The organism is Rickettsia sp. TH2014, from assembly GCF_019249195.1.
Lineage (GTDB): Bacteria > Pseudomonadota > Alphaproteobacteria > Rickettsiales > Rickettsiaceae > Rickettsia > Rickettsia felis.
Genome location: NZ_MXAX01000303.1, coordinates 20,128 through 31,775, shown reverse-complemented (window position 1 = coordinate 31,775; position 11,648 = coordinate 20,128). Strand labels below are relative to the sequence as shown.

The window sequence follows — 11,648 nt, the reverse complement described above, 5'->3', positions numbered from 1 at the left end:
TCTAAACTGCAATACGGAGGCACGACCCAGGGGAATAAGAGTTTTTTAGTTAAATTCTATCAAAGAAACTTCGTAATTACCTGTAAATATTCATCTAAGACTTTTTGGTTATTTTCAACAAATTTTAAAGCTTTTTCACGATAAGCTTTAAGTTCTAGAGAATTATTAGGGCTAAGTAGATATGTTAGTTTGGTTAGTAAATCTTCACCGTTTATGATTTGAATAGCTGCTTCATTTTGTAGTACGCCTTTAGCGATATCGGTGTTTTTACTCATATCGGGACCGAATATAATACAATTAGAGAAATATGCCGCTTCTAAAATATTATGCCCACCTTGTTTAAAAGAACCGCCGATAAAAGAAATTGTAGCTACAGAAAAAAACAATCCCATTTCACCGAATCTATCAACTATATAAATATCATTGCTTAAAACAGGTAAATCATTTTGTGACTTAGCGGTAGCGGATAAATTATGTGACTTACAATTATCGATAATTGATTTAACTCGCTCGGGATGTCTGGGAATTAGGATAATATAGCAATCTAAAAACTGCTCTTTTAGGTTTTTGATTATGGGTAAAATCACTTCCTCATCTTCAGGGTGAGTGCTAGCAAATACCACCACTTGTCTATTTTCTAAATGTGAGCTTAATTTTGATAACTCTTCTTGATTAACTGGAAGCTTTTCGTTAGCATATTTAATATTGCCTAAATTAATTGCATCTGATATGCCAAGTTCATTGAATTTTTGTAAGTCACGTTCGCTTTGCATGATAATCTTACTGAAATTTTTAAGGATAAGCTGAAAGAAGCTTTTTCTTTTTAGCCAAGCTTTAAACGATTTATCGGAAATACGAGCATTTACTAGCAGTAATTTACACTGCCTCGCCCCTTCATTAATAGTACACGGCCATAATTCCGATTCTATAAAAATACCTAAATTAGGTTGCCAATTTTTTAAAAATTTTCGAGTAAAAATAATATTATCTATCGGTAAAAATTGATGAACCGCTATTTTAGGTAATTTGGCAGTTAATATTTTAGCGGAGCTGTTAGTCCAAGAAGTTACTAAAAAACGAATGTCAGGATAGCGTTTACTTATATTACTTATTAAAGTTAAAGCTGCCATTGACTCGCCGACGCTAGCTGCATGAATCCATATTAGACTTCTTGCATAACTTGCTTCTAAAGGTAATTTAGACGTCGATCCGGTACTCGAATCCTCACGTACGCTTGTGTACGCTGCGGTTCTGCGTTTCGTATCTCCTTTAAATTTCTCTTTATTAGCTTCGTTATGTAAGAAGTCTAATGAATAGTCTTGTCGATACTTACCTATAGCAAAACGTTCTTGGATGCGTCTTATATCTTCCTTACCTATTAATAAACGTATAAGAATTATGATAAAATAAATAGGTAATAATATAAAGCTTAAAGCATAATATAATAACATCATTTCTTTAAACTCTCTGTTAAGCTTGCTAGTTGTTTTTCAAGGCTTATATGGTTTTGTATTTTATCATTTGTGAGTTCTAAAGGTGAGCCAACTATGATTTTAATGGTACCAAACGGTAGGGGTATTATTAATTTATCCCAACTTTTTAATCTGAAACATCTAGAAGTGGAGCTGACTATAGGAATAAGTTTTTTATTATATCTATAAGCAATTTCGGTAATGCCGCTATTTACTTTATATACCGGCCCTTTAGGACCGTCCGGCGTGACTATTATATTTGCACCTTGAGATAACTTACCTATAATATTACGTAAAGCTCCAATTGGATTTTTATTAGTAGAACCTACTATAACTCTGCAACCGAATTTTCCTACTAAATCGTTTAAAATTTTCCCGTCTAAATGCGGTGATATTAAAGCATAGATATTTCTATGTCCTATAAACATAGCCGTACTTAAGGCAAGCATATTATGCCAAAATGCAAAGATTACCCCTTGTTCGTTTAAGAATTTTTCCTTATTGCCGTTATCGTAAAAAATAAATTTCTGTTTTGATGTAAAATAAACAAAACGCAAATACCAATATAGTAAAATAGTAATTACACTAAGTACGTATTTATTATTTTTTAAAAATTCTTTAAAAGCTTTCCGCATTGTTTTTTATTGGTCGGTTTAATGTCATTCCCGCGTAGGCGGGAATCCAGTATAACCTATAAAAAACAAGTTTTTTATAGGTTTATTTTGTTGAATATGTAAATATTAATGGTTATTTTTTATGGATTCCCGCCTACGCGGGAATGACATACTCAAGCATCACAAGCTCTCTCAATTCTCATACAAGCCTCTTCTAGCTCTTCCATAGAAGTAGCGTAAGAGATTCTAAAATAGCCTTCTAAGCCGAAAGCGATACCGGGTACTACGGCAACTTTTGCTTCTTCAAGTAAATATTCGGCAAAATCATTACTATTTGCAATAATTTTTCCTGTTTTAGTTTTATGCCCAAATATTTTATCGCATTTAACAAATAAGTAAAACGCTCCTTCCGGCTTATAGCACTCAAAATATTTTACTTTTTTCAAAATTGATAAAGCAAGATCACGCTTTTTTTGAAAATTTAAAGCATTAGGCTTTATATAATCTTGAGGACCGTTTAATGCTTCAATAGCAGCCATTTGACTTGTTGAACAAGGGTTTGAAGTACTTTGCGACTGAATAATAGTCATTGCTTTAATCAAAGCTTTAGAACCCACGCCGTAGCCTATACGCCAACCTGTCATAGAATAAGCTTTAGATACTCCGTTTACGGTAAATATTCTCTCTTTTAAATCAGGTGCTGTTTGGGCTAATGTATAAAATTTAAAATCATCAAAAGTAATATGCTCGTAAATATCATCGGACATTACGTTCACATGAGGATATTTTCTTAAAACTTTAGCAATATTTTCTAGCTCTTCAAAATTATAGCTTGCACCTGTCGGGTTACTAGGTGAGTTAATAATAAGCCATTTAGTTTTATCGTTAATTAAACGTTCTAAAGCTTCCGCACTTAATTTAAAGTTATTTTCAATTCCACAATTTACAAAAACAGGCGTTCCTGTGCTAAGTGCAACCATATCAGGATATGAAACCCAATAAGGTGCCGGAATAATTACCTCATCTCCTTTGTCCAAAGATGCCATAAACAAATTATATATAACTTGCTTACCGCCGGTGCTTACTATTATTTCATCAAGTTCGTAATCTATATTATTTTCACGTTTGAATTTGTCTTTTATCGCCTGCTTTAGAAGTGGCATACCCTCAACGTTAGTATATTTAGTAAAGCCGTCTTTAATCGCTTTAATCGCTGCTTCTTTAATGTTATCAGGTGTATCAAAATCAGGCTCACCTGCACCAAGTGCGATAATATCAACTCCCGCTTTTTTAAGTTCAAGAGTTTTTTTAACGACTGCAAGGGTCGGCGACGGCTTTATAGAATTTAGTCGCGTAGAAATAATTGACATAATTTTGAGTCTGTATTAGTGCATTAGGTATTGTTATGTGGATACCAAATCGTCATTGCGAGGAGCGAAGCATTGTTGCAATCTTGTCAAGCATCCTGAGACTGCTTCGCCATTTGCTATGCAATTTCCTCGCAATGACGGTTTTTAACCCTTTTGACCTACAAAAGCGATAATACAGCAATTTTAATCGCAATAAAATTATTTTATTTAAAAATTTATCAAGATATGCTTTATTATAGTAAGTAATATTAATTTAGTAATTAAGCTATGCTCAGTAAAATAAAAGACAAAATCAAACATTATTGCTTAACTATAATAAATATACCACATTTTATTAAGAATAAAATTTTAGAATTTAAAGATTATATAAGTGATTGTAAATATAAATTCTCTCATTTAGCCGAAACTAATTATCAGCTTGGACTTGATCATTTATATAGAGGTAATTTAAATGATGCCTTGCTTAGGTTTAAACTAGTAGATAAATTTTTTAATTCTAATGATTCTAAAGTATATTATCACATCGGATGGGTTTATTTTTTAAAAAATAATTACGGACAAGCTATAGAATATTTAGAAAAAACTAATGAAAAATATAAAGCTATATTTATAAATTTTTTAAAAAATTATAAGGATATTACTGAAATACCGGGAGAAATTTGGGGAAAATATCGTGATTTAACTGCACAATATTATCCTACTATTTTTAATAACGATAAAAATATCCATCTCCCGTATAGGTTTGTTAATGATACACTCAAGCAGATATCTGATGTACCGGATAATTATTCTATTTTGGAACTTGGAAGTAATATAGGGCTGGTAGGTTATGAAATACAAAAACGTTTTCCGGAAAATTTTACTTTAACCGGTGTAGAAATTTCTACTTTAATGAATGATTTACAAGAGACATATTACCCGAACACTAAAATTTACGATCAAATATATAATTTTACTATCGATGAATTTTTAAAACAAAACTCTAATAAATTTGATGTTATTTTTAGCTTTTGCGGATTATCGTTTACTAACAATTTAATAGAATATTTTAATTTAATATACTCATCTCTTAGTGAACAAGGGCATTTTGCTCTTTGTTTACCGAACGCCACGAAGACGCAATTCTCAGTAAAACGCAAAGAATTTATGTTTAACTTGAATGAAATAAATAATATTTTACAAAAAAATAATTTTACTATATTAACTGCGGAAGAAATAATACTAGCGGAAAACAATAAATATAGTATTATTGTTTGTAAGAAAATAACATAAATCAATGAGAATTTTAATTATACTATCTATTATACTATGCTCACTATTCGCAAGAGCTGATCTTGAATATGTTGATAATGACATATATAACTATAATGGTGGAAGAAATAAAAACGGTTGCTTGGAAGTTTACGATCCATACGAAAAATTTAACCGTAAAGTGTTTGCATTTAATTCTGTACTAGATTATATAATATTGCGTCCTTTAGCAATAGGTTATAAGAATATCACGAATGATTACGTAAAAGCACGTGTTAATAGTTTCGTCAGTAATGTTGATACACCGCTTACAGCGATAAATTACGGGCTTCAGTTAAATTACGATAAAACTATGAAAAGCGTTTGGCGGTTTCTCATTAACACGACGCTTGGCATAGGAGGTTTATTTGACGTAGCAGGTAAAGTAGGTTTGTCGTCTGAACGTCAAACTTTCGGCAGTACCCTCGCACATTATGGAGTTGCCCCAGGTCCTTATTTAGTATTGCCGATAATCGGTAGTACTAACGCAAGAGATATGACGGATTCGGTAATTACTAATTATGCTCTTAATCCATTAATGTACTACACTCATAATGATTTTGACTTAGGAGTAATAGCAGTTAGTAAAATAAACGATCGATATGTTGTATTACCGTTTAGTGATTATGTGATGAAGAATTCTACCGATCCTTATGTGGCTATTAGATCAGCATTACATCGTGCTCGTGAAGCATCGGTTCAATATCCTGAAAATTTTAAATGTCCTAAACCCAAGAATTAATTAAATTAACGAGGATTATATGCAAAAAATTATTACAGGTTTATTTTTATTAGTTATGACGTTTTCCGCTTATTCTAGCGAGAAAGTGCCTGCTGGTTTGAATGATTACGTTACTAATTTAGTAAATGAAGCTTCTAGTATATTAAACGATAGTAAGCTATCTGAGCAAGTAAAAATTGCTAAAGCACGTGAGTTAATGTCTCAGAACCTAGATTTTGATTGGATGGCTAAATATACATTAGGCAGAAACGGGATAAAAACTTTATCAGGTGGGCAGATTCAGGAATTCATCAAAGTTTACTCTAAATATGTTACTAAATCTTATACTGATTTAATAAAAGATTATAAAGGTGAACAGCCTAAAATAGTAGGAGTTCGTCCTTTAAGCTCGACCGATTTTATGGTTGCTATGAATATCGTTAGTAATAAAGAGCAAGACCCCATTAAAGTAGAATATCTTGTACGTGAAATGAAAGGGAGCGGAAAAGATGTTTTTAAAGTTTCTGATATAATTACGGAAGGTGTAAGTCTTATTGGGGCTCAACAAGACGAGTTTACTGATACTTTAAAAAATCAAGGCTTTGAGGCACTAATACAAAAATTAGAAAGTCGTTCTTAAAGTTGCTGTCATTTCCCAAATCGTCATTGCGAGGAAAAACTGTAAGTTTTGACGAAGCGATCTCAGGAGTATTACTTTATGAGATTGCCGTGCAGCCTACGGCTGCGTAGCTCATGACGATTAGGTGTCTACGCAACACAGTCCGTTTGCTAATAGCGTCAAACAACATAAATCACTCACATGAAGATCTTAGCAGGCAGTAGTAATAAGTTACTCACATCTCGTTAGCTATAGCATTAAATATTAAATATATTGAGCCGAGAATTACCTATTTCAATGATTCCGAAATAAAAGTAGAAATTCAAGAATCGTTTCATAATGAAGATGTAATCATAGTACAATCCACACCAAAGCCCGTTAATGATCGCTTAATTGAGCTGTTCTTGCTAGTAGATGCAGCAAAAAAAGCGGTAGCAAATCGAATAATTTTAGTAATGCCTTATTTCGGTTATGCAAGGCAAGATAATATAAATTCTCAAAATATAATTCCTGCTAAGTTAATAGCTGATTTTTTAGAGAAGCTCGAAGTAAACCATGTAATTACTATTGATTTACATTCCGATAAAATAGAGAAATTTTTTAATATTCCTATTTCTAATCTTGAACCTATAAATTTATATATCCCGTTTTTAAGAACTTATAGCAATTTCGTTATAGTTGCGCCTGATAAAGGAAGTATCAATCGAGTTAAAAATTAGTAATTTATTAAATATAGATTCAGCTTATATAAACAAAGAAAGGATATAAATAATAATTGCGGGATGATATCAATAATAGGTAGTGCAGAGGGCAAAAATTGCATATTAATTGATGATATTATAGATAGTGGCGAAACAATCATAAAAGAAGCAAGATTTTTAAAAGAACATTCGGCTTTATCGGTTAGTGCTTTTATAACTCATGCTGTGCTTGCTGCCGGTTCTAAAGTTAAAATTGAAAATTCGGTGGTAGATAAGATTTTTGTTACTGATACTATAGAAGTAGGTGACTTACCTCCAAAATTTCATATAATACCGGTAATGCCAATTATCGTTAAAGAGTCAAGAAATATATTATGAGTTTATGTACTCTAGAAATAAATCTATCTGTAATAAAAAATAATTATCTTTTATTACAAGATATTTGTAAAACCTCATTAGTCGGTGCTGCCGTTAAAGCTAACGGTTACGGTCTTGGAGCAGTGCAAATTTCTAAAGCTTTAATAGAGGAAAATTGTAGGCATTTTTTTGTGGCCACAAGCGAGGAGGGAGTTAATTTACGCAAAGCTCTAGCTTCGTGGCATGAATCGGCTTGCCGTCATTGCGAGAAGAATTACGCAGTAATTCGACGAAGCAATCCAGTAAAAAATTCTGTAAGTCAGAATTTTTTTAATTATTTTTCTGGATTGCAACAATGCTTCGCTCCTCGCAATGACGGCTCTAGTATCCATGCAACAACGCCCAAAGCACTAGATAATGATGTTAATATTTTAGTTCTCAATGGAGTTTTTGAACATGATGCTTTAGAGCTTATAGAATATAATTTAATCCCTGTTCTAAATAACTTAAAACAAATAGAAATTTGGCAAAAATTTAGTAATTTGAAAAACCGATTATTGCCTTGTTATTTACATTTCAATACGGGGATTAATCGCCTTGGATTAACTCATAATGAAATAGAGCAGTTAATTAATAATCGTGATTTATTAAAAGGGCTAGATTTACAATATATTATAAGCCATCTAGCTGTATCCGAAGAAATAGATAATCCTTATAATCTAGAGCAATTAAGCAGATTTAAAACTTATTTACAATATTTCCCAAACGTCAAAGCAAGCCTTGCTAATTCTGGCGGCATATTTTTAGGACAAGATTATCATTTTGATTTAGCAAGACCAGGTGCTGCCTTATATGGGCTTAATCCTGTAATAGACCTCTCGAATAACCTATCTTATAAAGAGGAGTTTGAAGGAGACACGGAACGCAGAACCGCAGCGTACATAAACGTACATGAGGATTCGAGTACCGGATCGACGTACAAATTACCTTTAGAAGGAGGTTATTCGAGAGGTCTACAAAATCCCGTAACCTTAAAAGCCCCTATAATTCATTTACAGAATTTGACACTAGATAGCCATATCGGTTATAATATGACTTTTACAACTGAGCGTGATAGTGTTATTGCAACGTTACCGCTTGGTTATGCCGATGGGTTTAGTCGTAATTTTAGCAATCAAGGCGAAGTATTTATTAATGGTCGTAGCGTTCCTATAGTAGGGCGAATATCTATGGATTTGATAAATATCGATGTTACCGATCTACCACCGCTTGATATTTTTCTAGGGCAGGAAGCGGAAATTATCGGAAATTATTGCACGCCCGATAAAATAGCAAGTATTATAGGTACTATAGGGTATGAGGTGTTGGCTAGTCTCGGTAGTAGGTATAAACGGATTTATAAGTAATCGTCATTGCGAGGAGCGAGGCGACATGGCAATCTCGTCAAATATCCTGAGATTGCTTCGTCGAAACTTACAGTTTCTTCTCGCAATGACGATTATGTGTCCACATAACATATAAACAAAAAAATATACATAAATGTTATTAAATATAGCTAATTCGGTCGGTAAACGTACTATAAAGTTTGCACAAAGTGTAGGTAGTTTTTCTCTATTTAGCTTTGCTGCCGTCAGCAGTATCATAAGACCACCTTTATATTTGAGTTTAATCATCAGACAATTATTATTTATCGGGTTTCACTCGCTTCCGGTTGTTGCGATGACGACTTTTTTCTCAGGTGCGGTACTTGCATTACAGAGCTATACAGGCTTTTCTCGTTTCTCGGCTGAAAGTTCCATTGCAACGGTAGTAGTATTATCGCTGACTAGAGAGCTTGGACCTGTCTTAGCCGGACTAATGGTAGCGGGAAGAGTCGGGGCATCAATCGCCGCCGAAATAGCGACAATGAGAGTAACGGAGCAGGTAGATGCTTTATATACTTTATCTACCGATCCTATTAAATATTTAGTTTTTCCAAGAGTAATAGCAGCTATTATTACAATGCCTTGTCTTGTTTTAATCGGTGATATAATTGGTGTTATGGGCGGTTATTTGGTTGGTGTGTATAAGCTTGATTTTAATAGCACGGCTTATTTAACCAGTACTTTTCAGTATTTAGAACCTATTGACGTAATTTCCGGTCTTGTTAAAGCGGGAGTTTTTGGGTTTATTATTTCTATAATAAGTTGCTATAGCGGCTATTATTCAGGTAAAGGGGCTAAGGGAGTGGGAAGAGCTACTACCTCGGCAGTAGTAAATTCTTCTATCCTTATCTTAATCAGCAATTATTCAATAACCGAATTATTTTTTAAAGTATAAATATGAGTACAAAGGAAGAATTTAAAATTAAAATTCGGTCATTATATAAATCATTTGCTAATCATAAGGTGTTAGACGGAATAGATTTGGATGTAAAAAAGGGCAGTTCATTAGTTATTTTAGGCGGTTCCGGTAGTGGCAAATCGGTTCTAATTAAAAATATAGTAGGACTGATTAAACCTGATAAAGGTAAAATTTTTATTGATAATGTAGAAATCCAAGATATCTCAAGTAAACAAAAATTTGAGATTATGGACGGTATAGGCTTTTTATTTCAAGGTGGAGCATTATTTGACTCCTTGAATATACGTGATAATATTACTTTCGAGACTAAAAAATTATCTAAGAAAGAAAAAAACGACCTTGCCGGTGCAAAGCTTAATTCCGTCGGTTTGTCCCCTAGAATACTCGATCTTTACCCTTCCGAATTATCGGGAGGAATGCAAAAAAGAGTAGCCCTCGCTAGGGCTATTTGTAGTACACCGTCGATTTTATTTCTTGATGAACCGACCACAGGGCTTGATCCTATAATGGCAAATGTTATCAACGAATTAATTATAAAAATCCAAGAAGAGTTAGGGGCAACTACGATTACTATAACTCATGATATGGTTAGTGCCGAAAAAATAGCTAAAGAAGTCGCTATGATTTATCAAGGAAAAATTAAATGGTACGGTAGTAAAGATGAAATGCGTAATAGTGATAATCCTTATTTAAAACAATTTATAAATGGATTAACTACCGGTCCTATAGAGGTATAAAATGTTTAAGAACTTATTATGTATAATAATATTTCTAGGTATAAACCTAAATGTTTATGCTATAAACTCTAGCTCTTATACGACAGATGATATAATAAAAATAGTAATTATTCTTGGAATAGTTATTTTAATTTTTAGTCCTGCAAAATTCCGTATAATCGTTATCGGTACTATGTTAGGTTTAGCTTGTGCCTATTTCACATATAAATACATCGTACCTATCTTTATTTCTTCACTAAACGGACCGTAATTAGCTCTTGACACTAGTGGAGTATTACTTTATATTTTTTATATATTTTATAAGTTTTAAGGTATTTAGCTTATGTCACGTAAGTGCGAGCTCACAGGTGTGGGTGTTTTATACGGCAATAATGTATCACATTCCCAGCGTAAAACTAGAAGACGTTTTGGGCCTAATTTAAGGTCAGTTAAGTTTACAAGCGATATAACAGCTGAAGGATATAGATTATCAGTTAATGCTAGATGTATTAGTTCAGTGGAAAAAGCCGGTGGGTTTGATGCGTATATTCTAAAAGCTAATGATAATGTTTTATCAAGTACGGCTAGAGCTATTAAGAAAAAAATAATTCAGACTAAAACGGCAAAATCATTATGAAAAACGGTATACATCCAGAATATAGAAAACTTTCGATTAAAGTAGGAAGTGACGTTTTTGAAACAATGTCTACTCATCCTACAGGTGAAATTTTAATGGATGTTGATTTTAGAAAGCATCCGGCATGGAATAAAGATTCCGGAAATGTAGTAAATCAATCGAACAAAAACGTTAGTGATTTCAATAAAAGATTCTCAGGTCTTTCCTTCGGTGGTAAGAAAGAAGCTAGTTAAGCTTTGTTTGTGGATACTGAAGGTCGTTTGAGCTACGGAAATTGCATAGCAATTGTACACACGCAACCTCAGGATTTTATTATTATTTCATGAGATTGCCGTGCAGCCTACGGATGCTCGCAATGATTACTCGGTATCTATGCAAGAATGACACTAGCAATATTCGCATAGTATTGGACTAAATCACAATATAACACAGGTAAATCGTCAATTCTCAATTATTGCGGGGTGGAGCAGCTCGGTAGCTCGTCAGGCTCATAACCTGAAGGTCGTTGGTTCAAATCCAGCCCCCGCTACCATATTTTTCAACTCACTTGTAATGTTATTGAAATCTGCTGATGTCATTCCTAAATCATTGTTGTTGCATGGTTTGGTTTTCCTGTCTTTACGAGAAAGCATTGACTGCGTGGACCGGTAAATGCTCTTTATGTCATTCCCGCGCAGGCGGTAATCCAGCATAAAGCGAGATAAATCGAGCTTATAATTTCAAAAAATTTGCTGTATTTATACTATTTTCTGGATTCCTGCTTCCGCAGGAATGACATCGGTATCCACGCAACAGTTCTTTGCGAGCA

The 11,648-nt window shown here is 33.3% G+C and carries 14 protein-coding genes and 1 tRNA gene; 12 read left to right on the top strand and 3 right to left on the bottom strand.

The annotated features are described in order from the left end of the window. Window positions 1-59: 59 nt before the first annotated feature. From waaA to KYQ89_RS07040, 3 genes are all read right to left on the bottom strand, one after another. Window positions 60-1,454 (bottom strand): lipid IV(A) 3-deoxy-D-manno-octulosonic acid transferase, encoded by a 1,395-nt coding sequence (waaA, locus tag KYQ89_RS07050; RefSeq protein ID WP_218460996.1) that lies wholly within the window; start codon window positions 1,452-1,454, stop codon window positions 60-62. Next, complete coding sequence (locus KYQ89_RS07045; RefSeq protein ID WP_218460995.1) at window positions 1,451-2,107, bottom strand: lysophospholipid acyltransferase family protein; 657 nt, start codon at window positions 2,105-2,107, stop codon at window positions 1,451-1,453. Before KYQ89_RS07045 ends, waaA begins: the two co-directional genes overlap by 4 nt. Before the next feature lie 152 nt (window positions 2,108-2,259). Next, window positions 2,260-3,456, bottom strand: coding sequence for a pyridoxal phosphate-dependent aminotransferase (locus KYQ89_RS07040; protein ID WP_218460994.1), 1,197 nt, complete (start codon window positions 3,454-3,456; stop codon window positions 2,260-2,262). 267 nt (window positions 3,457-3,723) lie between these two features. Here KYQ89_RS07040 and KYQ89_RS07035 point away from each other — a divergent pair, with 267 nt between their 5' ends. The 12 genes from KYQ89_RS07035 to KYQ89_RS06980 all read left to right on the top strand — a co-directional run bounded on the left by KYQ89_RS07035 (window position 3,724) and on the right by KYQ89_RS06980 (window position 11,372). Then, window positions 3,724-4,728, top strand: a complete 1,005-nt coding sequence (locus KYQ89_RS07035; protein ID WP_218460993.1) for a class I SAM-dependent methyltransferase — start codon at window positions 3,724-3,726, stop codon at window positions 4,726-4,728. 4 nt (window positions 4,729-4,732) lie between these two features. Then, window positions 4,733-5,488: a VacJ family lipoprotein gene (locus KYQ89_RS07030; RefSeq protein WP_218460992.1), complete on the top strand. Its 756-nt coding sequence runs from the start codon at window positions 4,733-4,735 to the stop codon at window positions 5,486-5,488. Between the two features lie 19 nt (window positions 5,489-5,507). After that, window positions 5,508-6,107: a phospholipid-binding protein MlaC gene (locus tag KYQ89_RS07025; RefSeq protein WP_218460991.1), complete on the top strand. Its 600-nt coding sequence runs from the start codon at window positions 5,508-5,510 to the stop codon at window positions 6,105-6,107. Between the two features lie 218 nt (window positions 6,108-6,325). Beyond that, window positions 6,326-6,805 (top strand): ribose-phosphate diphosphokinase, encoded by a 480-nt coding sequence (gene prs, locus KYQ89_RS07020; RefSeq protein WP_218460998.1) that lies wholly within the window; start codon window positions 6,326-6,328, stop codon window positions 6,803-6,805. 63 nt (window positions 6,806-6,868) lie between these two features. After that, window positions 6,869-7,165: a phosphoribosyltransferase family protein gene (locus KYQ89_RS07015; RefSeq protein WP_218460990.1), complete on the top strand. Its 297-nt coding sequence runs from the start codon at window positions 6,869-6,871 to the stop codon at window positions 7,163-7,165. Further along, complete coding sequence (locus tag KYQ89_RS07010) at window positions 7,162-8,550, top strand: alanine racemase (protein ID WP_218460989.1); 1,389 nt, start codon at window positions 7,162-7,164, stop codon at window positions 8,548-8,550. Before KYQ89_RS07015 ends, KYQ89_RS07010 begins: the two co-directional genes overlap by 4 nt. A gap of 133 nt (window positions 8,551-8,683) precedes the next feature. Continuing rightward, window positions 8,684-9,463, top strand: a complete 780-nt coding sequence (locus tag KYQ89_RS07005; RefSeq protein ID WP_218460988.1) for an MlaE family ABC transporter permease — start codon at window positions 8,684-8,686, stop codon at window positions 9,461-9,463. A 2-nt stretch (window positions 9,464-9,465) separates the two neighbouring features. After that, window positions 9,466-10,224 carry an ABC transporter ATP-binding protein gene (locus KYQ89_RS07000; RefSeq protein WP_218460987.1) on the top strand — a complete coding sequence of 253 codons (759 nt, stop codon included), beginning with the start codon at window positions 9,466-9,468 and terminating at the stop codon, window positions 10,222-10,224. A gap of 1 nt (window position 10,225) precedes the next feature. Then, entirely contained in the window at window positions 10,226-10,474 is a 249-nt protein-coding gene (locus tag KYQ89_RS06995; protein WP_040256865.1) for a DUF5510 family protein, read from the top strand. 72 nt (window positions 10,475-10,546) lie between these two features. Then, window positions 10,547-10,840, top strand: coding sequence for a 50S ribosomal protein L28 (gene rpmB, locus KYQ89_RS06990; RefSeq protein ID WP_218460986.1), 294 nt, complete (start codon window positions 10,547-10,549; stop codon window positions 10,838-10,840). Continuing rightward, window positions 10,837-11,073, top strand: coding sequence for a 50S ribosomal protein L31 (gene rpmE / locus KYQ89_RS06985; RefSeq protein WP_218460985.1), 237 nt, complete (start codon window positions 10,837-10,839; stop codon window positions 11,071-11,073). Before rpmB ends, rpmE begins: the two co-directional genes overlap by 4 nt. Window positions 11,074-11,295: 222 nt before the next feature. Beyond that, window positions 11,296-11,372, top strand: a tRNA-Met gene (locus tag KYQ89_RS06980). Window positions 11,373-11,648: the final 276 nt, after the last annotated feature.

Coding starts and splice junctions, on each gene's coding strand:
- waaA (WP_218460996.1), bottom strand. CDS start 1,454: ATGATGTTATTATATTATGCTTTAAGCTTTATATTATTACCTATTTAT.
- KYQ89_RS07045 (WP_218460995.1), bottom strand. CDS start 2,107: ATGCGGAAAGCTTTTAAAGAATTTTTAAAAAATAATAAATACGTACTT.
- KYQ89_RS07040 (WP_218460994.1), bottom strand. CDS start 3,456: ATGTCAATTATTTCTACGCGACTAAATTCTATAAAGCCGTCGCCGACC.
- KYQ89_RS07035 (WP_218460993.1), top strand. CDS start 3,724: ATGCTCAGTAAAATAAAAGACAAAATCAAACATTATTGCTTAACTATA.
- KYQ89_RS07030 (WP_218460992.1), top strand. CDS start 4,733: ATGAGAATTTTAATTATACTATCTATTATACTATGCTCACTATTCGCA.
- KYQ89_RS07025 (WP_218460991.1), top strand. CDS start 5,508: ATGCAAAAAATTATTACAGGTTTATTTTTATTAGTTATGACGTTTTCC.
- KYQ89_RS07015 (WP_218460990.1), top strand. CDS start 6,869: ATGATATCAATAATAGGTAGTGCAGAGGGCAAAAATTGCATATTAATT.
- KYQ89_RS07010 (WP_218460989.1), top strand. CDS start 7,162: ATGAGTTTATGTACTCTAGAAATAAATCTATCTGTAATAAAAAATAAT.
- KYQ89_RS07005 (WP_218460988.1), top strand. CDS start 8,684: ATGTTATTAAATATAGCTAATTCGGTCGGTAAACGTACTATAAAGTTT.
- KYQ89_RS07000 (WP_218460987.1), top strand. CDS start 9,466: ATGAGTACAAAGGAAGAATTTAAAATTAAAATTCGGTCATTATATAAA.
- KYQ89_RS06995 (WP_040256865.1), top strand. CDS start 10,226: ATGTTTAAGAACTTATTATGTATAATAATATTTCTAGGTATAAACCTA.
- rpmB (WP_218460986.1), top strand. CDS start 10,547: ATGTCACGTAAGTGCGAGCTCACAGGTGTGGGTGTTTTATACGGCAAT.
- rpmE (WP_218460985.1), top strand. CDS start 10,837: ATGAAAAACGGTATACATCCAGAATATAGAAAACTTTCGATTAAAGTA.